General features: G+C 61.8%; 18 protein-coding genes. 10 read left to right on the forward strand and 8 right to left on the reverse strand.

The genetic code is table 11. The features are described from left to right. The first annotated feature begins 170 nt into the window (after positions 1-170). From AAFP35_RS11425 to AAFP35_RS11435, 3 genes are all read left to right on the forward strand, one after another. On the forward strand, positions 171-374 hold the full coding sequence (locus AAFP35_RS11425) for an antitoxin MazE-like protein (RefSeq protein WP_419221708.1): 204 nt from the start codon (positions 171-173) through the stop codon (positions 372-374). Next, the gene (locus AAFP35_RS11430; RefSeq protein WP_419221709.1) at positions 371-703 is read left to right on the forward strand and encodes a type II toxin-antitoxin system PemK/MazF family toxin; all 333 of its coding nucleotides are present in this window, start codon (positions 371-373) and stop codon (positions 701-703) included. The genes AAFP35_RS11425 and AAFP35_RS11430 overlap by 4 nt, the downstream gene beginning before the upstream one ends. 560 nt (positions 704-1,263) lie before the next feature. Further along, on the forward strand, positions 1,264-1,656 hold the full coding sequence (locus AAFP35_RS11435) for a hypothetical protein (protein WP_419221710.1): 393 nt from the start codon (positions 1,264-1,266) through the stop codon (positions 1,654-1,656). A gap of 315 nt (positions 1,657-1,971) precedes the next feature. Here AAFP35_RS11435 and AAFP35_RS11440 read toward each other — a convergent pair whose 3' ends face one another. Further along, on the reverse strand, positions 1,972-5,772 hold the full coding sequence (locus tag AAFP35_RS11440; RefSeq protein ID WP_419221712.1) for a hypothetical protein: 3,801 nt from the start codon (positions 5,770-5,772) through the stop codon (positions 1,972-1,974). A 154-nt stretch (positions 5,773-5,926) separates the two neighbouring features. Then, positions 5,927-6,298, reverse strand: a complete 372-nt coding sequence (locus AAFP35_RS11445; protein WP_419221713.1) for a hypothetical protein — start codon at positions 6,296-6,298, stop codon at positions 5,927-5,929. A gap of 698 nt (positions 6,299-6,996) precedes the next feature. Here AAFP35_RS11445 and AAFP35_RS11450 point away from each other — a divergent pair. Beyond that, on the forward strand, positions 6,997-7,581 hold the full coding sequence (locus AAFP35_RS11450; RefSeq protein WP_419221936.1) for a hypothetical protein: 585 nt from the start codon (positions 6,997-6,999) through the stop codon (positions 7,579-7,581). A gap of 89 nt (positions 7,582-7,670) precedes the next feature. Here AAFP35_RS11450 and AAFP35_RS11455 read toward each other — a convergent pair whose 3' ends face one another. Continuing rightward, positions 7,671-7,757: a helix-turn-helix domain-containing protein gene (locus AAFP35_RS11455; protein ID WP_419221937.1), complete on the reverse strand. Its 87-nt coding sequence runs from the start codon at positions 7,755-7,757 to the stop codon at positions 7,671-7,673. A gap of 172 nt (positions 7,758-7,929) precedes the next feature. Here AAFP35_RS11455 and AAFP35_RS11460 point away from each other — a divergent pair, with 172 nt between their 5' ends. The 6 genes from AAFP35_RS11460 to AAFP35_RS11485 all read left to right on the forward strand — a co-directional run bounded on the left by AAFP35_RS11460 (position 7,930) and on the right by AAFP35_RS11485 (position 14,788). Then, positions 7,930-9,432 carry a protein adenylyltransferase SelO gene (locus tag AAFP35_RS11460; RefSeq protein WP_419221714.1) on the forward strand — a complete coding sequence of 501 codons (1,503 nt, stop codon included), beginning with the start codon at positions 7,930-7,932 and terminating at the stop codon, positions 9,430-9,432. 103 nt (positions 9,433-9,535) lie between these two features. Beyond that, positions 9,536-10,147 carry a TetR/AcrR family transcriptional regulator gene (locus AAFP35_RS11465; RefSeq protein ID WP_419221715.1) on the forward strand — a complete coding sequence of 204 codons (612 nt, stop codon included), beginning with the start codon at positions 9,536-9,538 and terminating at the stop codon, positions 10,145-10,147. Between the two features lie 98 nt (positions 10,148-10,245). Then, entirely contained in the window at positions 10,246-11,169 is a 924-nt protein-coding gene (locus AAFP35_RS11470) for a metal-dependent hydrolase (RefSeq protein WP_419221716.1), read from the forward strand. A gap of 464 nt (positions 11,170-11,633) precedes the next feature. Next, positions 11,634-12,350 carry a hypothetical protein gene (locus AAFP35_RS11475; RefSeq protein ID WP_419221717.1) on the forward strand — a complete coding sequence of 239 codons (717 nt, stop codon included), beginning with the start codon at positions 11,634-11,636 and terminating at the stop codon, positions 12,348-12,350. Between the two features lie 229 nt (positions 12,351-12,579). Beyond that, positions 12,580-13,425 carry an alpha/beta fold hydrolase gene (locus AAFP35_RS11480; protein ID WP_419221718.1) on the forward strand — a complete coding sequence of 282 codons (846 nt, stop codon included), beginning with the start codon at positions 12,580-12,582 and terminating at the stop codon, positions 13,423-13,425. A 262-nt stretch (positions 13,426-13,687) separates the two neighbouring features. After that, positions 13,688-14,788 carry a phosphotransferase family protein gene (locus AAFP35_RS11485; protein ID WP_419221719.1) on the forward strand — a complete coding sequence of 367 codons (1,101 nt, stop codon included), beginning with the start codon at positions 13,688-13,690 and terminating at the stop codon, positions 14,786-14,788. A gap of 206 nt (positions 14,789-14,994) precedes the next feature. Here the strand turns inward: AAFP35_RS11485 and AAFP35_RS11490 are convergent, their stop codons facing one another. From AAFP35_RS11490 to AAFP35_RS11510, 5 genes are read right to left on the reverse strand one after another with little or no spacing between them, the layout of a single operon-like run. Next, positions 14,995-16,722: an ABC transporter substrate-binding protein gene (locus AAFP35_RS11490; protein ID WP_419221720.1), complete on the reverse strand. Its 1,728-nt coding sequence runs from the start codon at positions 16,720-16,722 to the stop codon at positions 14,995-14,997. A gap of 60 nt (positions 16,723-16,782) precedes the next feature. Next, positions 16,783-18,384, reverse strand: a complete 1,602-nt coding sequence (locus AAFP35_RS11495) for an ATP-binding cassette domain-containing protein (protein WP_419221721.1) — start codon at positions 18,382-18,384, stop codon at positions 16,783-16,785. Next, positions 18,381-19,232, reverse strand: a complete 852-nt coding sequence (locus tag AAFP35_RS11500) for an ABC transporter permease (RefSeq protein ID WP_419221722.1) — start codon at positions 19,230-19,232, stop codon at positions 18,381-18,383. The genes AAFP35_RS11495 and AAFP35_RS11500 overlap by 4 nt, the downstream gene beginning before the upstream one ends. Continuing rightward, positions 19,229-20,182 (reverse strand): ABC transporter permease, encoded by a 954-nt coding sequence (locus AAFP35_RS11505; protein ID WP_419221723.1) that lies wholly within the window; start codon positions 20,180-20,182, stop codon positions 19,229-19,231. Before AAFP35_RS11505 ends, AAFP35_RS11500 begins: the two co-directional genes overlap by 4 nt. Beyond that, positions 20,179-21,090: a sulfurtransferase gene (locus AAFP35_RS11510; protein ID WP_419221724.1), complete on the reverse strand. Its 912-nt coding sequence runs from the start codon at positions 21,088-21,090 to the stop codon at positions 20,179-20,181. Before AAFP35_RS11510 ends, AAFP35_RS11505 begins: the two co-directional genes overlap by 4 nt. Between the last annotated feature and the right edge of the window lie 91 nt (positions 21,091-21,181).

Consider the following 21,181-nt stretch of genomic DNA (forward strand, 5'->3'; position numbering starts at 1 on the left):
TCAACTTGGGTGTCAAAGTCTCATCTACCTTGTCATTCGACACTGAATAGTGTTGCGGGGCAGCATGATGTGCAGGCGTTTTCCGGTAACCCTGCATATTCGATTCCTGCATAATCATCGCGGGGCTGTGCAGCCTGGCCAGTCCGGAGCGTTACATGTAACATGTGGGCATGGCAGTGAAGGACAGAGTTGGCGAGTACAGGCGCCGGATGCGTGAGCGCGGTTTGCGACCGTTGCAGGTCTGGGTTCCTGACGTACGAACGCCAGAGTTTGCCGCGCAAGCCCACAAGCAGTCAGTTCTCGTGGCAGAGGCCGACGGAGATGAGCAGGATTTCGTCGAGGCTGTCGCCGCGTCTTGGGACGACGAGGCGTGATTCGCGGCGAAATCTGGACCGTTGCGGGTGGTGTGTATGCGTCCAAGCCGCGGCCAGCGGTCATCGTGCAGGATGACCTTTTCGATTCAACTCTGTCGGTGGTAGTTGCGCCGATGACGAGCCAGCTTGTCGATGCGCCCTTGTTGCGGATCCGTATCCCGAGTGATCGCAACGCGATCTCGGGCCTCGAACGGGACAGTGACGTGATGGTGGACAAGCTAACCGCGGTACGACGGTCGAATGTTCTGACGCGTGTTGGCCGTCTGACATCCGAACAGCTCATCGAAGTCGAACGCTCGTTGATGGCTTTTCTGGGACTGGCGCGATGACGTCATGCGCAGTGTCGTACGGCGTGGGTTGGGGTGGTGGAGCGCTTGTTCGAGTTCCGTTGCTGTGCAATGCAATATGCGACGCTTTACCTGTAAATCTGCATTCTCGATTCCTCCATGATGATCGCGGGGGCTGTGCGCCCTGGCCAGCCCGGAGCGTTACATGTAACACTTGGGCGTGGCAGTGAAGGCCTTGCTGTCGCGCCACACCAGGTAGCTGAGCACTTGGTCAGTTGTTTCCTGGACGGTCCTGGGACCGCGCCAGATCGTCGGCTCGCCGATGAATACGTTCCGGCTGTCGTGCCGTACGAGGATGTCGGTCTTGCCGGCGCCGTTGAAGAAGTCACCGCCGCCAGCCCCCTGCCTACTACGGCCAGACCTCCCTGAAGGTCTGGGCGTCGCGGTAGATGAGGCCGACGTCGTAGAGCCACAGAAGGCGCAGGACCGGGTCGCTGGGTCGGCCGGGCAGGAGGACGGCGACACGGGTGTCGGGGGGGGGGGGGGGGGGGAGAGAGAGAGAGATCGTCGAGTGACCGGTAGTAGAGGGCCTGGCCCATGCCGTGGGCGACCATGACGTCGTCGCGGTGACTCGCCTTGGCCTCGATGATCAGATTGTTCGCGCGGTCGTACAGGTCGGCTTCGCGTCCGTTCGTGAACAGGTGTTTGCGGACGTCTGTTCGGCCGAGCCAGGTGATGTATGCGTCGACGAGGTCCTGCTCCAGCTCGCGCTCGAGCTCGACCTGGTCCTCGACGGTGCGCGTCCGGTCGGCGAGGACCGCGTCGACGTCTTTCAGCAGCATCCAGTTGCGGCGCACCACGCGCAGCCTGCTGTCTTTCAGGTACTTGTGCATCGCCCAATAGACGTCGCAGTGGCGGTATCGGCTGTTGAGCGCCAGGAAGCACTCGTGGATGGTCCTGCTGGGCTTGTGCCCGGGGTTGGGCCAGCCGAGTGACCAGACTGCGTCGGCCACCGAGCGGAGCGCGTCGGGAGCGACCGGTATCGGGTCATCCGCTTCTCCCGGGCGGCGGAAGTGCATCTTCGGGTCAAGCAGCAGTATCTCAACTAGTCTGCCATCCGGCAGGGTTGGGTTGGTGGAGCTTGCTTGAGTTTCGTTTCTGCGCAATTCAATATGCGGTGGTTTATTGGTAACCGTCAATATCGAATCGACCATATTCTCGGGTTGGAGATTCGAGGAGGAGGATAGATACGTTCGGAGTCCCTCCGAACACCCACACCTGGAGTAGGGGGCGCTGGCTCCCTTGCTGGGTCAGCGCCGCATGTACACCTTAAATTCGCTGACTAACAATCGGGGCTCGCTATAGGAACTCACTCGGTCGAGACGTTTCAGTGCGTCCAGTAGCGCTTCCGTTCCCTCCCTTTCCTTGAGGCGAGGAACGTGATGTCCGGTGGATGTGAGGCGTTGGTACTCGCCACCTAGCGCATCAAGAATCGAATCGAGCGTATCGAGAGTGATTGAAGGAAGATGCGGTTCAAGCAAGACGAGGATCTTCTCGGCTGGTGCTTTGGCTCTACAGAGCTCCAGAAGCAGCGCAGTCGAGACGTCGTTACCCATGAGCGCCCAATTGCAGATTGTAATTGCGTTACTTCGCGAGATCCGTCCGGCGACGAAGACGGCATCGTTGGCGATCTTTGCCTTGACGGAACGCGGGACATCCGCGTTCTTCATGATCTCGTTGAGGTCGTCGGCTGTTAATTCCAGATCGGTGACATAGGAGACAAGGCCTTCCGACAGTTCAAAGTAGCGCGTGCGAGATGATATTGGCTGATCGGACAAGCAGGCAAACGTTTCGGCATCGTCTGACACATGCCCTGCCGCGACCAGTTCGGGCAGCAGCGTGAGCCCAGTGCTAAGCCTGGACGGATCCAAGTAGTCAGACTTTTCCAACTCGCCGATCAGGGAGACGCGGTCCGGAACACCGAGCGTCTCAGCTTCAATCAGCGCATACGCTAGGTCCGTCTTCATTTGTTCATCGACCGCATCAACCTCTGCAAGGCTCTGCTCTACAAGGACCCCAGCGAGCTCCGAGGTGACGCCGTACTCTTGCACATACAGGATGACGTTGGATACAGAGGTAACAAAGCGGTGCGCAGCAACCACAGGTGGCCAAGCCGCCCTGTCGACATCGGCAAGATTGCCTATGGTACACGACGCCGATGCCCGTTCCGCGACGGTCTGTATGAGATTCGCTGGCAGACCAGAAATATCGCTAATCACATCCACGAATGATTCTGACTCCGCGACGGTGAATTCATCAGTAGACAGCGCGTCGAGATAGTCGGGCAGATTTCGGACTAGGTGTGAGTATACAACCGAATTACGACTCTTGACGTCGTCCAGCGCTAGTGAAATATGTTCGCCTACCTGACTATCAGCGGAATCATCGCGTTCTCTTCGCGATAGTGCGGTATGAAGATTTGCCCTAGTGACCGGATAGAGGCCAGTGGCCACGAGGGCGTCGAGCTGAGCTTCTCCGACCAAGCTCAGGTCGCGAATATTAACATCAAGTGACAACAGCAAATTCGCCAATGACTCAGCATTCTCGGTGGGCATCGCATCCTTGAAGATGGTCATCTGCGAATAATGTTCTTGGACGAAATTGATGACTTGGTCAGAAGTCTGATAGTTTACGTTGTTTGAGGCACTTCGGATTATTGTGTCCAAGAACTCGACTCGAGGACCGGCCGACTGGCCAGCGACGGTATGGGTGAAAATTTCCGGCCAGAGCGGCGCGATTTGCTTCAATAGTTCGTGCTTCGTCCGTGTAGCTGCTACCGTCTCGTCCTCAAGATAGAGGTCAACGAATGATGTATCCCCAGTCGACGCGCGCACGGCGATGCGGTCGAATGCGCTTGCGAGACAAGAGTGGTCATTCGTGAGATAATGGTTAAACACCTCCAGGTTGAAAACGCTTTCCCCTCCGAGGAAGCGCTCGCCCATCTCAGCTCTGACGCTGTCGATCGACTGGGGGGCATCGAATCGGAACAGCGGGTCCGCCCGATCAACTTGAACGCAGTGCAGAATGAAGTTCATCGCGCTGACGCTGATTGCCACGCCCTGATAGTCCGAGCAATAGAGCGTGAAGTTCTCGTCGATGAACCCTTGAGCTAGCAAGTTGCGTGCGAGCGGACTAACTAGTTCTGCGACGATCTCGTCGAGATTTCGCTTCTCGCTGGCGCCAAACGGCATCGTCAGATCAGCGCGAGCCATGAGTTCAGGCATCGAGGCTTTGGCCACAAAGTCCTTAGTCTCGCGCGCCTCGAGTGAGATGCGACGAAGCTCCTTGAGGTCCATCTCGACGTGGCTCTTCATCGCATGGCCCTGCTCACCCGCCAGCATCAGTAACTCGTCAAACGACAACCTAGTTGGCTGGTAGCCCTGGATTCCGATGTCGATCGAGCCTCCGCTCTCAAACAGCTCTGCCCAGAATTTTCCCGACGTGAGTTCACTCATTTGGAAGCGACCAGCCGTAGTGGTGATCTCTGGTTCGGCGCCGCCGCGTTGACGGTTTGCTCGATGCAGAACCGGGAGCACTCGTTGAAGCGTCTCACCTGCATGCCTCGCGCGTTCGTCCCATGGCTCGGCCCGTCGGATGCCCCTCAGAGCCGCCCAGCGTCGCTTTGCCTGATAACTCACCTGGTATTCGACCATCTGCCGATATGCCCGGTGGGCAGCGTCGATCCGGCTCGTCCCTAGCCGGATTGCCTCGAAATCCTCCAAGTGCGTGTTCTTGTAGACCATCATCGCGAAGAGCCGGTCTTCACTGAGCCCCTGAAGGCCCTTGTCGCTCAGGACCGATGCGCGGTACATCTCGAACTCATTTCGGATGTTGCGGATAAGCCGCATGTCCGCCAGCGCTCGATCCGCTCCAACTAGGCTAACCACAGTTGGAGAGGGTTTTTGCGACGATGTCTTGAACTCCTCCGCAAGCAAGTCGCGTGCTGAGCGATGGGTTAAGAACGGGACCATCGGCACGACTAGGTCGAAGAATTTCGTCCTGTTCGACGAAGGCGCGGATTCCAGTAGAGACGCTCGCGGAGTTGCCGGATCCGGGGTGACAGATCCGTCGGGAGTCACAGGCGATTGGTCACCGTCAGGCGCGTCCGCATCGGTCGAGCCAAGGCTCGCTGGGTGATCAACTTCTGCATCTAGCTGTTCGAAGATGCTGTCGCGCACCGCGTATACAAACTTGACGGGGCGGGCTCGGACCTGTTCCGAGTGATTCAGGACGGTGTTAAGCTCGCGCAGCGTCTCGAAGATGTGGGGATCTTTGAACCGGTCGAGGTCCTCGAAGATCGCGATCCGGGTTCTAGTTTGCTGGAAGAAGTACACGATCTCGTCGAGGTACTCGTCGAAATATGAGTTCTCCTTGGCGCGCAGTGTTACGGCGGCTCCGCCAGCCGACACACTTTCGACCTTCAGCGGGTTTTGGAGCCCACGCAGTGTCAGGAAGCAGATGACGCCGGTGAAGACTCCAAGAACGCCGACTACACCCCAAGGGGCCCATCCCGGTCCTTCCGCAATCCAGGTGGGAGCCACCTCCTTGACCCTCGTGACTAGTCCGAGCAGCACAGCGATTGCAAAAAATCCTAAGGCCACCGCGGCAGACCACTGCCATGCTCGTGAAGCGTTGAACGAGTCAATTCGGAAGTAGCGGGACCCGGGCATATCCTTCGGCGCTTTGCGGTACAGGAGTTGTTTGACAATCTCTTTCTGGATTAAGTTTGTCAGCGGTGCTACCGACCCGTCTTCCTGCACTCGGGCGCGTTTCGTGTTGTCGACGCCGAGGCTGGAAAGGGACAGATTGACCCATGGGATCTTCTTGCTGTCGAGTCCCTTCTGCACGCCGAGAAGCACACTGCTTTTTCCGCTGCCGTAGTGGCCTGCGAGCGCGATGTTCCTAGGGGCGTTTGCCGACCGGTCCGCTAGAACCTTTAGCAGTGCCCTCGCATGCCGGCCATGGAGATTCTCGTCATACTCAGGGCCGAGGCTTCGCAAAACGGGGACGTCGGTCCTATGTGAGTCGGCTTCGTTCTGGGGCGACGGCATGCAACAACACTAGAGGTGACCCCCGACAGTCGATGCAGGTTGCTCACACTGCCGACAGGCTGGAGTTTTGAGCCGTTGACGACGAAACGCGTATTCCGCGGGCGTCATTGGCGCGAAGAATCTCGGACAGGCTCCCAACGCAACGAAGCCTCGGTCAGTTGAGCGATGCGATCGTGTGGGAGAGGGTGTGGGCGTAGCGAGCGTACGTGGTTGCGGCGAGTGCAGCATGGCGTTCGGTGACTCGGTAGCTGAAGCCGAGCATGTCGGCCACGATGGGCGGTGGCGCGAGTTGTACGAGGTTAGCTAGCGCGCTATTGCGGCTGCCGCGCAGGTCAATGCCGAGGCGCCGAAGCGTGTGCATCACCTGCTGCGAGCCAATATGTCGGCCCGGGCGATAGCCCGGGAAAAGGTACATGGTGTCCGCACCGGTTGTCTGCAGATTTGGCCTGTGTTCAAGCAACTCATAGATCAGCACTGCAAATGGTTCCGGCAGGGCAAGAGAGTTCGACTGCATCTGCTGCAACATTACCGCTTGTACTTGACATAATGTATCTTATCGGCGCGAAGTAGGGACGAGTGCGAAAGCAGGTGAGAGAACTCTGTGAACGGCCACCGAGATTGGCGAGTTTTCGCCAATTTGGCGAATCTGGTGGCCGTTCTGGCGAGGTTTGACAACGCTTCGGCTCTGAGTGTCCGCGACGTCGAGTGCTTGCGCATGATCCATAGGACATCAATGTCGAGGATCGTCCATGTTTGGCGGGAACTCAGCTCCCGCGCGATACACCTGAGTCTTGCCGACCTCCCGCCGACCACTGCCCACGGTCGACGATCAATCTGTCACAGTGACGATTCTCCTGGTGCGGGGCCCGGATTCTGTTCGTCCACAAAATGTAAATGTATAGGCCATCACGCTCCCTCCGGATGATCAAGAACGGTGGTCCGACTCGCCCTAGCCGAGCTAGGTTGCAATCGTTCCGGCAACCGCACAAACCAGCTGAGACTGCGTCATGCCGGCGCGCCGACATCGTTTAATTGACTTCGTGGCAACCCTCGCGAGAGATGTACCTCTGTTGGTAGTCCGTTCCAGCTGTTGGATCCGACCGCGGTTTTGATATCAGATCGCTGGTGTGCGATCACCCCCGATTTCGGTGTGAAAAGCTTTGTGTCGTAGGCTATTCACCCGTGCCTAACCTCGCTGCCCGTGCTTCCGTGACCGACACCACGATGCGGAAATGTGTGTGGTGCTCGTCCGACGAGGAGGTTGTTGACCTCCGTGATGAACCGCGGTGCGGGCGCTGCCGCGCCGCGGAGCAGACTATCGCCGAGGCCCGTGAGTTCATCGCGTTCTATGGTCTTCGCCCATTGGGCGGGTCCCTGGAGTCTGACGATGATGAGGAGCGTGAGCATCGGGTCGCAGCTCGTGAGGCGAGTGCGGAGCTGACCAATACTCGTACTCACACTCCGCCGCGTCGCACGTCTCAGACGGGGCGCAGTGCCGCCGTAACCCGACCCGCAGCTACCGGCGCAAGAGCAGATGCGCGGGGCGCGGCTGCAGCAGTACGGTCCGCCAAGCCGGACGCCGCTCGACGCCCAGCCGCTTCCCCGCCCGACCAGGCCGAACTCGCGAGCCGAGCCGAGGGCTTGCTTACACGACTCGCCGAGCTCGAGGAACGCCTCGCTGTCGCGAAACTTGACTCCGGTCTCAGCGGCAAGGCCAAGGTGTCGGATCTGACCGCGAAACGCGAGTCCGTGTTGCGGACGCTGGCCGCATTGGAGAAGGCCAAGCGGGCACTGGAGCCTCACGATTGATCAATTCAATAGACGCCCGCTCCCCCGCACCACCACTGAACTGGCATCTCACCAGCTAGAGTGCCCTGACGCTGCTCGCCGAGGCCTGGCTAGTGGGCTATCCCGCACGCGTCAGCCAGCTCGGACTGCGTCATGCCGGCACGCTCTCGTCGCTTCCTGAACTGTACGCTGGCCACTTGCCTTGTCTACCTTCAGATTTCGAATGAGGGCTGTCAGGGCGATGAATCTCTGACGACGACCGTGTGGTCCTCGAGCCGTTCGTCACGGTCGGTCAGCTTGCGGTGCTGTTCATCGCCAGCGCCGAGTCTCCCGCCGCGTAGACATCGGGTGCGGGGTTACGCTCGCACCATGCCAGCACCGTCCGACTCTCCCACCCGCACAAGCTCGGTGATCACCGGTGTCGAGAGTACGTTTGCCGATCGGTTATCGCCGCTGACCGTGCCGTGGCGAGGAGCCGACGTACCCGAGCCGAAGCTGCTCGTCGTCAATGAGGATCTCGCTACGCAGTTGGGGCTCGATGTTGTGGCGCTGCGGTCGGCCGACGGCGTTGCGATTCTGTCCGGCGCGGCGGCGCCCACCGACGCGACACCCGTTGCCACCGCATACGCCGGACACCAGTTCGGCGGGTACGCACCGCTGCTGGGCGACGGTCGGGCGCTACTGCTGGGTGAACTGATCGACGTCGACCGACGCCGAGTTGACTTACAGCTGAAAGGTTCTGGTTCGACCCCATTTTCCCGAGGTGGTGATGGCTTCGCGGTGGTGGGTCCGATGCTGCGTGAGTACCTCGTGAGCGAGGCCATGTATGCGTTGGGTGTCCCAACAACGCGTTCGCTGTCGGTCGTGGCCACCGGACGAGGTATCCATCGCACCGGAATCGAGCCTGGCGCGGTGCTCGCCCGGGTCGCCGCCAGCCATCTGCGTGTCGGGACCTTTGAGTACGCGGCCCGCCGGCCCGAACTCCTCCGGCCACTCGCCGACTATGCGATCACTCGGCACTTTCCCGAGATCGTCGAACTCCCCGAAGGCGGCGATCGGTACATCGCGTTCCTGGAAGCGGTGCTCGATCGGCAGGCGGCCCTGGTCGCGAAGTGGATGCTCGTGGGATTCGTCCATGGAGTCATGAACACCGACAACACCACGATCTCCGGCGAGACCATCGACTACGGCCCCTGCGCCTTCATCGATGCTTTCGATCCGTCCGCGGTGTTCAGTTCGATCGATCGCGGTGGTCGCTACGCATTCGGCAATCAGCCTGCCGTCTTGAAATGGAATCTCGCACGCTTTGCGGAGACGCTGCTGACCCTCATCGGTGCGGAACCGGACGAGGCGATCGACGCCGCGACCGCGGTTCTCAGCACCTTCGACGATCGCTACAACCGATACATGGCCGAGGGTCTGCTGGCGAAGATCGGACTGGCCGGCGCAGTCGGCGAGAACGACCTGGTCGATGATCTGCTGATCGTGATGAAGGATGACCGTGCCGATTGGACTGGAACCTTCCGTGCTCTCGCCGACGAACTGCGTGGCCAGCACTCCCCTTTGACCGCTCTGATACCGAGTGCCCACCGTGAGCCATGGCTGCACCGATGGCACGCTGCGCTCGACCGTTTGGGTCGTGACCCTCATCGGACCGCGGACGCGATGGACCGCGTCAACCCGCTCTACATTCCACGCAACCACAATCTCGACGCCGCGCTTCGCTCGGCCACAGCTGGGGACATGACTCCGTTCAAGCAACTCCTGGCGGCGGTGACCCACCCCTTCGAGGACCGGGCCGGATGGGAGCATTACGCGGCGGCGGCCCCCGAGACGTTCACCGGAACATTCCAGACGTTCTGCGGAACATGACACCGGTCCCTGCGGCGGTAGCGTGGTCGTGTGAACACGGTGGGTCAGGCTGGCGACGAGTTGGCCAAGCGGAGGGCGATCGAGCTCGGCGACGGGTCTGACAGTGGCATCTGACGGCAACAGTGTCCCCCGGCGCGTCGCCTGGGGGGCTCAAGGGCCGCCCGAAGATCCGCGGGATCACATCGTCGAAGCCGCGATCCGTTCGCTGGCGCAACACGGTCTGGAACGCACGTCACTCACCGTGATCGCGCGCGAGGCGCAGGTGTCGCGGCAAACGGTCTACAAGTACTTCTCGACGAAGGAAGAGATCGTTGAGATCGCCATCGAGAAGGAAGCGTCGGAGGCAAGTCGCCGACTGACGGAGGCAGCCCTCGCTAACAGCACTGCCGCCGGATTTGTGGTCGACCTCTGCTTGACCGCGCTGGACGAGTTCAATAAGAACCCTGCCATCTCACCGATGGTCACAGTCCTCGGGCAGCCGGACGCACGTGGTCGACTACTCACCCCCGACGTGATGGCGCTCGTCCAAGGGTTCCTGCAGCCGCTGGAGACCTACCGCCCCGATCGTGTCGAGTACATGGACGAAATGACCGAGACCTTTCTCCGCTTCGTCGTGTCGCTCATGACCTTTCGTGGCCCCTCGGCGCAGAGCAACGAGAGTCTTCGCGGGTACGTCACGCGGGTGCTCGTACCGGCGATGGGGCTGAGCGAGTAGCTGCCCCGGCGGGGTTGATTGACAACAAAGACTATGAGTGTCAATCATGTCTGTAGCCGCACGCCGCGACCACAGCCCAAGCCCCTGCGAGGTGACCGATGACCGCACTGCCCATGCGCCGGATTCCTTTCGATTTCGACGACGACCTTCCCTTTGTGTGGAATCCACGCAACCCGTCGTTCTCGACGTTCATGAACATTGTGTCGGTGTTTGCCGTCGCATTCGAGAAGATGCTGGTGGCCGCCGTTCGTGAAGCGCTGCCCTCGATCACCGATCCTGCGGTTGCCGAGGAAGCGACCGATTTCCTCCGTCAGGAGGGGCAGCATGCAACGTGCCATCGTCGGCATCTCAAGTCCCTCGTTGCGCACTACCCGGGCCTGCAAGAGACGTTCGACGAGGTGATCGCGTCCTACGACGAACTCACCGCAACTAAGTCGGTCAACTATCGGCTTGCCTATATCGCTGATCTCGAGGCCACGTTCACCCCCTTCTTCAAACTCCTGCTCGACAACGAGGAAGTGCTGTTCCGCCCTGGTGACGACCGGGTCGCGTCGTTGCTCATGTGGCACTTCGTCGAGGAGGTCGAACACCGCAGCTCGGCTCTGGTCGTCTACGACGCCGTGGTCGACAATGACTGGTACCGGGTTCGGGTGCTCCCGTCCGTGGTCAAGCACCTGTACGCGGCGGCGCGGATCGTTGCCGACGGCATGAACGAACATGTGCCGTTCGCAGAACGGGGCATGGATGCCAACAACATCAAACCTGCGCTCAGCCTGCGCAACGCGATGATCGCGCGGATCCCCTGGCTCAGGTCGGATGAACCTGTGCCCATGCCGGCTCTCGGCGAAGTGCCGTGGAGCCAGAAGATCACCAGCGCCGCGCGGGTGTTGCTGAGCCAGACACCGTTTCACGATCCGGCCAAGGAGCCGCTTCCCGAGTTCGCAGACGACTGGTTCAAGCGTTACGAACGAGGCGACGATGTCGCCCACTGGTACAGCTCGACGCCGACTGCGGCGAGCTGATCGACGATGGCAGGTCCCTGCTCCCCCGCCTTCGCCGAACTTGCACGGCAACTCGCCTTCACGTGCGCCGACACCCGGCCGTTCATCAACCTTCGCAATCCACTGGACCTCGCCAACGCGACGCTACCGGTAGTCGAAGTGCTCTTCGTTCTGCTGGCGATCCTCGCTCTCCTCCACGCCGTGCGCCGACTGCGCGGTTTCGGCGATCCGACAGCGCTGTGCCTGTGGATCGGTTCGATCATCTATCTACTGGTGATCGAACCGCCGGTCTATTTCCCAGAGCAATTCGGAATAGCCGACCAACTGCCAGTCGTGTTCGCTCACAACACTTTCACGGTCGAGTTCCTCTTCGACCGACTACCGCTCTACATCGTCACCCTCTACCCCGCCCTGACAGTTCTGGCCTACGAGGCGGTGCGAAGTCTCGGTGTATTCCGACGACGCGGACTGCTCATCGGTGCACTGTGTGCGTCGGTTTCGTTCATCAGTGCTTCTACGAGGTGTTCGACCACCTCGGCCCACACAACGCCTGGTGGGTGTGGAACCCAGACTCCGATCCCAACCAGCCGTCCATCGCGGCGGTACCGATCAACAGCATCTATCTGTTCGCCACTCTCGGTCCCTTCGTACTGACCTGGCTGGTGAAGACCTTGGCATGTAACGCAGGAGCGAGCTCATCGCGAATCGTCGGTGGAACCGTCCTCGCTGGTCTCCTGACACCGCTCGTCCTGGTCGTCGCGAGTGCGCCGTCGGCTGTTGCCGGCATGCTCGCCGGGGACGCCAAGACCACCGCGCAGGGGATCGTGATGATGACCGTGGTCGCAGTATTCGCGGTGGTCGCACTCACCGTGCTCCCCGCCGAATGGCGCCGGAACCGGACATCCGGCACCGCGGACGACCGATCCTCACGAAACTTCGTGATGTTGGGCGGAAGTACCTTCTGCGCAGTGTTTCTCGGGCTGTGGATTGCTGCCCTGCCGGACCTCTTAACGAACGATGCGACACGTCATCCTGGAAGCGTGCTCTACGCCGGCGTGTGCTTCATCCTTGCCGCGCTCATCGTGGCCGCCGTGGCGACAGGAACACCCAGAGCATTCGATCGCGAGCCTCAATCCGCATCAACATCGTCGGCAGACGACGCGCAGGAGAAACCGCAACCACACGTCGAGCCGGCGGGATAGGGCAGTCTGCGAGGCGAAAGTGATCACCTCGAGTTGCCGGCGAAACCGGCCATCCGGTGGTGCGGTCAAACCTGCGGCATGGTTCTGACCTGTACAGACCACAACGTCGAGGGTACTCCAGATTTACCAACGGTATCAGCTACAGTTGATGCGACTGTGTGGTCGTGGGGCTTGCTGCGGTCGCCGGAGTCCGCTCACGTGCCCAGTAGCTCGACAGGAGGAGGGGTTGATGCCCGTCACCCCGACCGTGTGCGCCATCGACCGCGACGACCTCACGCTCGTCGCCGACTGTTACGGCGAAAGTCGACGCGGAGCGGCTGTCCTTCTTCACGGCGGAGGCCAGACACGTCAGTCCTGGCGCGCGACGGCCCAAGCAATAGCCGATCACGGACGAACAGCCGTGTCGATGGATCTCCGCGGACACGGGGACAGCGGTTGGTCTGCCTCAGGCGACTACTCACTGGACGCGCTCGTGGAAGATGTTGCAGCACTGTCCCAAGCGTTTCCCAACCCGGTGTTGGTGGGTGCGTCCCTGGGGGGCCTGATGTCGTTGACGGCAATTGGGGAAAGACACATATCCGCGCAGGGGTTGGTCCTTGTCGACGTCGGCTTGCACATCAACAACGCCGGCAGTGCCCGAGTCATTGAGTTCATGCGACGGCACGCCGACGACGGCTTCGCCAGTCTCGACGAGGTCGCAGATGCCGTGGCGGCGTACAACCCTCACCGACCGCGTCCACGCAACCTCGAGGGACTACGCAGGAATGTCCGGCTGCGCGACAACGGCCGCTGGTACTGGCACTGGGACCCGACCTTCATGTGCGTCGAACCAGGCGCTGCTGCGCGCTTCGCAGACGGTGAGCGATTGGCCGCCGCGGCGCAAGCGCTGTCGGTCCCGGTGCTGCTCGTGCGAGGCCGAGAATCCGACGTGCTCACCGAAGAGGCGGCAGCGGAGTTCCTGGACCTGGTACCCGGCGCGCAACTCGTCGATGTCGGTGGAGCAGGGCACATGGTCGCCGGAGACGTGAACGATGCCTTCACCCAAGCCGTTCTGGGATTCATCGACGCACTGTGACGCGTGTGCGGCCGAGTGTGTTCACGCTCAGAAAGAGAAGGCCGACAGGTGAAGTGGTCGTCGCAGGGCTGGCCTGGCGGGCCAGCTTGACCGCGGCCACTCGGGCTGCTGGCCGAGTGGTGACCGATTGTGTTCAGCGTCAGCCTGGGCGTAGTTAGATCCGGCCGCCGCCTCGTCACGATCCTCAAGGCGTATTCGACCAGGTGCCCGACGACCGCACAATTCCGCTGCCGTTGGCCTTACCGGAAGATATATTACTACCGTGAGTAAGACACTGAGCATTCCGCGTTCCCCGTCCGAGGTCACCAGCGCATGGCTTTCAGATGTCCTCAGTAAAAATGGTGTGCCGGTCGCAGTTTCCGATGTTCGGGTGAGTCCAATCGGCACCGGTCAAACGGGCGCGACCTATCGGATTCTCGCCAGCTACCCGGCCACGCAGCCGGGGCTGCCTGACAGTTTCGTGCTGAAGATGGCCGCCCAGGACGACTCCATCCGGGAGCGGGTGATCCCCGGATACCGCAGCGAATGTGCATTCTATGAATCGGTGGCGTCTCGGGTCCTCATCCCGACACCCGAGTGCTACCACAGCGACATCAGCGCCGACGGAACCCAATTCGCACTCTTGCTCGCCGACCGGTTGTCGGCCGTGCAAGGTGACCAGATCGGTGGTTGCGGTGCCGAGCAGGCCGCCCAGGCTGCCCGCGCACTCGCCAAGCTGCACGGCCCCACGTGGTGCGATCCGGTTTGGCGCGACTTTCCCGCCCTGTCCATGACAATGACAGACATGGCTGCAGTCGACATGCTCGGCGAGGTCGCAGTCATGAGTGCGGGAATGGTGATCGACAAAATCGGACCACGACTCAGCGCCGAAGACCAGGACACGCTGACCACGGCAATGGGACTGGTCAAGCCGTGGCTTCTGGACACGCCAGAGAGATTCGCTCTCATGCACGGTGACTATCGCCTGGACAACATGCTCTTCGATGAGGAAAGCGGCCGGATGACGGTCGTGGACTGGCAGACCCTCGGCGTCGGACTGCCCGCCCGCGATCTTGCGTACTTCATCGGCACCAGCCTGGTCCCAGAACTACGCGCAAGCATCGAAGGGCAACTCGTCGATGCCTACCATCGGGTGCTGCTGGAGTACGGGATATCAGGCTTCTCCCGCGAAAGCTGCTGGCGTGATTACCGACTGGGCATGCTCCAGGCACTGTTGATCCCGTCGCTGGGGTGCGCCTTCGCAGTCGACACCGAGCGAGGTGACGACATGTTCATCGTGATGTTGCAACGTGGCTGCCGGGCGATACGAGAACTGAAGAGCCTCGACCTCCTCGAGACGCCGGCGTCTCAGCGGAGTTCATGAAGCGACCATCTCCTCCCAAGACAAACTGCAGCGGCCAACCGACCCACCCCCCGACATCACGCCTTCCGAAATGACGCTCGGCGACTCCCGTCAGCACAATTTCACCTTCACCGGCCGACTGAGTCGGCCCCATGACGATTGCAGTACTGCTCGAACAAACCCTCGCCGCTGCCACGACCCGAACACCGGACGAGACTCGGCGATGCTCAGCCCGACTTCGCCATTTTGTCGACGGCGATGTCGTAGGACCATCCGTTGACTGCGTTGCGGGGTGGGTCGAACAGGGTGGTCAGGTTGTGGACGGCGGAGGTGGCGGCGACGCTGTTGCGGTCGGTGAACAGCGGTATGGCGACCGATTGATCGAGGATGTGCTGTGTCACTTTGTCGAACAGGGCTTTTCGTGTGTCTGGGTTGGTGGCGCGGGTGGCGTCGAGGAGCCAGCGGTCGACTTGGGGGTTGGCGAGTTTGGAGCCACCGACGATCGATCCGAGAGTGATGCCGTCGATTTGGCCGTAGGTGAGGTCTGGTTGTGTGGAACCGAAGGCGCGGTTGAGTTGCAGGGAGAGGTCGAGTCCGCCCACTTGCCTGGGGAAGGCTTCGTAGTCGTTCTGCGCCAACAGGTCATAGACTTGTGCGTTCTCCACGTACTTCAGTTCGACGTCGATTCCGAGGTTCTGGCGGAGTTCGCCTTGCCAAGCCTTGAGGACGTCGTCGAGGGGGTAGGTCGGCACGGTTGCGAGTAGTCGCACCGTCAACTGCTGGCCGGTGTGGTCGGTGCGGATGCCGCCGTCGTCGCCGGTTGCTTTCCATCCGGCTTCGTCAAGTAGCGCTCGTGCTTGATCGAGGTTGGCGGGTGCGGCGTTGTCGTATTTGGGGTTGAAGTATTTGCTGTCCGGTGAGATCAGACTCCACGCCTGCTGTTGGGTGCCTTTGGTGACGGCCTCGACGACGGCGCCTATGTCGACGCCGCGGGCGATGGCCTTACGCACCCGGGGGTCGCGCGTGGGGCCGTTGGTGAGGTTGAGCATGATGACCGTCGTCGAAGCCGGCGATCCGGTCTGTTGGTACTGGAATCCTGATACTGCGTCGAACAGGGGGATGTCTGTCGCTTTGACTGTTCCGATGGCGTCAACTTCACCGCTGCGTAGGAGGCCTGCTCGCGTGGAGGCTTCGGGGACGTATTTGACGGTGACGTTGTCGAGGTATGCGGGGCCATGGTGCTTGGCGGTGGCCGGGCCCCATCGGTAGTCGAGGTTCTTGCGGAAGTGGATCTCTTGTCCTTGGACCGCTTGTTGAAGGATGAATGGTCCGGACCCGACCATCTTGGCTCCGCTGGTCAAGGTGGCATTATCGGCGTGCAGGGTGCCGGGCGCGACAATGGCGCCGCTCAGGCCGGAGAGAGTGGACAGGAAGTCGGCTCGGGGTTGGGACAGGTTGATCTGTACGGTCAGCGGGTCGATCACCTGGGTTCCGGTGACGCTCGAGTACTGCAGCAGCCCATTTGTTGTCCACGCCGGGTACTTGGGGTCCGAGAGTGCGTCGATGTTGGCTTTGACCGCCTGTGCGTCGAGTTTCTCACCGTTGTGGAAGGTGACGTCGTTACGCAGGTGGAATCGGTAGGTGCGGCCGTCAGGTGAGACGGTCCACGAAGTGGCCAGCCACGGGTGAAAGTTCTCTTGGGCGTCCTCCGACAGCAGGCTGTCGTAGGAGTTTCGCAGTACTTGTGAGGCGTCGAATGCAGATCCATAGTGGGGGTTGAGGCCACGCTCGGGGTACTGGTCGAGGGCGATGGTGAAAGTGCCTCCCGCCGTGGGTGTCCCGGCTGGCGCTCCTCCCCCGCTGCCCGGTTCGGGATCAGCGACGCAGGCGCCGAGGACAACGGCCAGCAACAGAGCCAGCAGCAGCGTCAGAGAGCGGGTGATGGTGGTTCGCACAGGATTGTTGCTTTCTCGTGGACGGGTGGGCGGAATCCCTGGGCTGTGGGATGTCGGGGGCTAGAGCGTTGGGATCGCGTCGAGCAGTGAGCGGGTGTAGGGCGATCGGGGCTGCTCGAACACATCGCGGGTAGGTCCGTGTTCGACGATGCGGCCGTGGTGGACAACAGCGACCCGGTGACACAACTGGCGAACAACCGCCAGGTCATGGGAGATGAAAATCAGTGCGAGATCGGTGTTATCGGTGAGTTCCTCGAGCAGATCGAGGATCTGCGCTTGCACCGAGATGTCGAGGGCTGACACCGGTTCGTCGCAGACGATCAGGTGCGGGCGCGAGGCGAGCGCTCGTGCGATGTTGACCCGTTGACGCTGACCACCGGAGAGCTCGCGCGGATGACGGTGCGCGAGGGCTCGCGGCAAGTGCACCGTTTCGAGGAGTCGGTGTGTTTCGACCACACGCTGGTGCCTGTTGGGCATCACGGCCGCGACGGCCTCTCCGATGATCTCGTCAACGGTGTAGCGCGGATCGAATGAGGACGCAGAGTCTTGGGCCACAAGGCCGATGTCGCCTGCCCGGCGGGTTCTCGACGGATGCGGGTGGCCCAGGAACTCCATCTCACCGCCGTCTGGTGTGGTCAGCCCGGTGACGATACGGGCGATCGTCGATTTTCCCGAACCGGATTCGCCGACGATGCCCACTGCTTCTCCACGGGCGACGGTGAATGACACATCGTCGACAGCAACGAGCGGTTGTCCCTGTACCCGATAGGTTTTCGTGAGTTGTCGGGCCTCTATGACGGATTCTGGCGTGGTGAGGGTGGTGTGTCCAGGAGCATTGACCAGTGGTGGGCGTGGTCTGGCGCCGGGCACGGCCGCCAGGAGTGAGCGGGTGTAAGGGGCGACAGGGTCGTCGATGACGCGGCGGACCGGGCCCTCCTCAACGATCCTGCCGTCGTGCATCACCAGCACCCGGTCGGCGACCGCGGACACGACCGCCAGGTCGTGGCTGACCAGGATCACCGCACGCCCCGACCGCGCTTGGCCGACGATGAGGTCAAGGATCTGCGCCTGCACGGTGACATCGAGCGCGGTTGTTGGTTCATCGGCGATCAAGAGGTCGGGATCACCAGCGAGTGCTGCGGCGATCAGTGCGCGTTGTCGTTGCCCGCCGGACAGTTGGAAGGACCGTTGGCGGCGCTTGGTCTCGGCGTCATCGATACCGGCCGACCGCAGCAGCGCTTCCACTCGGGCTGTTCGGTCGCGCCGCCCGACGTCGGGCAGGGCCTCGGAAATTTCCTGGTTGATTGTTCGCAGTGGGTCGAGTGCGGTGAGCGCGTCCTGCAAGATCAGGCCGATTCGGTCGCGGCGAAGTCGGCGCCAGTCTCGGTTGCCGAACGAGCGGGCGTCGCTGCCGAAGAGGTCGAATCGATCGGCCTGCAAACGATGTCGGTGACCGGCGAGTCCGGCCAGGCTGCGGGTGGTGACCGACTTTCCCGATCCTGATTCACCGACGATCGCGAGTACCTCGCCGCGGCGGACCTCGAACCCGACACCACAGACCACGTCCTTGTCGTCACCGAATCCGATGCGAAGATTCTCGACTCGCAGCAGCGTCTCGGTCGCCGTGGTGTCCTCCGGCGTACTGGCCGCAAGTGTGGTCATGGGGTCCTCCTGCGCTCAAATCTGTGTTGTACCTCGCGGCCCACCACCGTGGTCGCGATGACTGTTGCGGTGATGGCCAGACCCGGGAACAACACCGTCCACCACGCGATGCGCAGGTCGTCGCGCGCCTCAGACAGGATCGCTCCCCATTCGGGTGTCGGCGGTTGCGGACCGAACCCCAGGAAACTCAGCGCCGCGGCACCCAGGATGGAGGTGCCCAGACCGAGTGTGATCAGCACCGGCAGAGCACCGATGGCGTTGGGCAGTGTGTGCCGCAAGACAATCCGCCATCGCGAGCGGGTCAACAGCCGTGCCTGCGCAACATAGTCAGAGCGGTGGATCACGCGGGTTTCGGCACGCATCACCCGCGCGAACCGGGGGGCCGACGCGACGCCAATGGCCATGATCAGGTTAGCGGTGCCCGGTCCGGTGATCGCGATCAGCACCAGGGCGAGCAGGATTTCCGGGAACGCCCCGAGAAGGTCGAACAGCCTCGACAGAGCAGCGTCGAGGTACCGGTTGCCCAATCCGGCGGCCAAACCCAGAGGGACGCCGATGGCGACGGCGACCGCGGTGGCCGCGACCCCGATGAACAGCGACAACCGCGTCCCGTGCACCACACGGGTCCAGACGTCGCGGCCCAGTTGATCGGTGCCGAACAGATGCGCCGTCGACGGCGCCTGGTGGGCGTGGGTCAAGTCAGTGTGCAACGGGTCGCCGGGCGCAAACACCGCCGGCCAGGCCAGCGCGATCGTGATCAACAACAGCGCGGCTACCGATATCCACACTCCCGGTGATCGGGTCGCGACCGGTGTCCACAATCGTCGGGGCACCGCGAGGCTGGTCATCGGCTGGTCTCCTTCAGTCTCGGATCGATCCACACGTAAGCGATTTCGACGAGCATGGTCACTGCCAGATAGATGACGGCGGTGAGCAATGCAACGCCCAACACCACTGGTAGGTCCTTGTAGGTGACCGCCTGAACAGTGACGGTTCCCAATCCGGCGCGGCCAAAGACTTCTTCGACGACGACCGTGCCTGTGAGCAGTCCGCTGACTGCCCATCCGGCCAATGTGGCCGCCGGCAACATCGAGTGGCGCAATCCGTGACGCAGCCGAATCGACGTCTCCCCGCTGCCGCGGGAGCGGGCGGTCACGACGAACGGCTGCTCGAGCGCCTTCTCGATCCCGCCACGCATCACCTGGGCGAGAACCGCCGCGATCGGCAGCGCCAGCGTCAATCCCGGCAGAATCAGACGCTGGAGTTCATTTCCGGAGGTCACCGGCAGCACTCGAAGAGTGAACGCGAAGATCCAGATCAAGATCAGGCCGATCCAGAATGTCGGTGCGGAGGCGAAAGACAGTTCTATGCCGCTGACCGTGCGCGCCAGCCAGTTGCGGTGACCGGCAGTCAGCACCGCGAGAATCGGCGCGATCACCACCACGAACACCAGCGCCACGCCCGCCAGCCGTGCAGTCGCACTGAGCTGATCGCCAAATAGGATGTGGGTCACGGGTTCTCCCCGCACATAGGAGTAGCCCATATCGCCGTGGGCAAGGTCGGTAAGGTAATGCAGGTACTGCACACCCAGCGGTCGGTCCAGTCCCCAATCGTGCTCGACCTGGGCACGCAAATCTGGGTTGCTCGATTCCCCCATCACCGCGGTGACCGCGTCGCCGGGTGCGAGATGAATGGCCAGAAACGTCAACGTGATCGCAGCCCACGCCATCAGCAACGCCGATAACAGCAACGTCGCTACTCGCCGTAGCAGGGGCCACCGACGTGACAAGACGATCATCGCTCGATCGGGGTGCCGACGATGCTGCCCCACTCCGTCCACGAGCCGTCGTAGACGCGCACGCGGGGGTCCCCGAGCACATCGGTGAAGATGAGCCAGCCGAGTGCAGCGCGATGCGATAACCGGCAGTAGAACACCAGCTCCGAGACTTCCTCGGCATCGAGGCCCGAGATACGTTCCTGCAGAGCAGAAGTCGGAAGTATCCGTCCGTGCTCGTCGAGCAGTTCACGCACATGCAAGGGCCGAGCTCCGGGAATGCGCCCGTGGCGCTGCGCACCGTGATCGATCGGTTCGGTCGCCGGTGCGACGCGGACACCGGCGAACTCCTCTGGCGAGCGCAAGTCGACGATGACCGTCTCGGAGTTGATCCTCTCGCGCACGCCGTTGCGATCGATCACCTGACCGAGGTCGGGATCGGTGACCGCCAACGCGGCCAGCGCCGCCTGGTGATCGCGGATCGGTTGCGGTGCGTTCGGTGGGTCTGCGTGAGCATGTCGCCACGCGTCCAGACCGCCATCGAGGTAGTGCAGTGTTCCCGCAATTCCGGCGACTCTGCTCACCCATATTGCGTAAGCGGCGAACTGAGTGGGCTCTCCAGCGAATACAACGATGCTGCCTCGCCCGGCGCCGAGTGCAAGAAGTCGATCGGAAAGTTCGGTGGCCGAGACGAGTTCGCGTCGGCTCTGATGCCACAGCAGATGCTTCCAGTACACGGCCGTCGCGCCGGGAATGGTTCCTCGCTCATCAATATGAGACGGATCATCCGTGATCTCGACAACGGCAAGCAAAGGATTGTGCAGGTGTTCTTCCAGCCATTGCGTGCTGACGACCGTAGCGTCACCACGTTTGGTCTCTGTGATTGTCGGGGCCACGCAATCCTCCTGATGTCGGGCCGCGGCTGATCGCACCGGGCAATCTCGGGCGGGTCGGGTTGGAACGTATGCGCCGACTTCCCTGCTGGGCGAGTACAAAAATCAGCCGGGTTCCAATTATGTTTTC

It is taken from the genome of Gordonia sp. CPCC 206044, from assembly GCF_048537895.1.
In the GTDB taxonomy this organism is placed as follows: Bacteria; Actinomycetota; Actinomycetes; order Mycobacteriales; family Mycobacteriaceae; genus Gordonia.

Bases quoted from the DNA above. Each gene is read 5' to 3' on its own strand.
- AAFP35_RS11425 (WP_419221708.1), top strand. From the start codon at position 171: ATGGCAGTGAAGGACAGAGTTGGCGAGTACAGGCGCCGGATGCGTGAG.
- AAFP35_RS11440 (WP_419221712.1), bottom strand. From the start codon at position 5,772: ATGCCGTCGCCCCAGAACGAAGCCGACTCACATAGGACCGACGTCCCC.
- AAFP35_RS11445 (WP_419221713.1), bottom strand. From the start codon at position 6,298: ATGTTGCAGCAGATGCAGTCGAACTCTCTTGCCCTGCCGGAACCATTT.
- AAFP35_RS11450 (WP_419221936.1), top strand. From the start codon at position 6,997: ATGCGGAAATGTGTGTGGTGCTCGTCCGACGAGGAGGTTGTTGACCTC.
- AAFP35_RS11460 (WP_419221714.1), top strand. From the start codon at position 7,930: ATGCCAGCACCGTCCGACTCTCCCACCCGCACAAGCTCGGTGATCACC.
- AAFP35_RS11470 (WP_419221716.1), top strand. From the start codon at position 10,246: ATGACCGCACTGCCCATGCGCCGGATTCCTTTCGATTTCGACGACGAC.
- AAFP35_RS11480 (WP_419221718.1), top strand. From the start codon at position 12,580: ATGCCCGTCACCCCGACCGTGTGCGCCATCGACCGCGACGACCTCACG.
- AAFP35_RS11495 (WP_419221721.1), bottom strand. From the start codon at position 18,384: ATGACCACACTTGCGGCCAGTACGCCGGAGGACACCACGGCGACCGAG.
- AAFP35_RS11500 (WP_419221722.1), bottom strand. From the start codon at position 19,232: ATGACCAGCCTCGCGGTGCCCCGACGATTGTGGACACCGGTCGCGACC.
- AAFP35_RS11505 (WP_419221723.1), bottom strand. From the start codon at position 20,182: ATGATCGTCTTGTCACGTCGGTGGCCCCTGCTACGGCGAGTAGCGACG.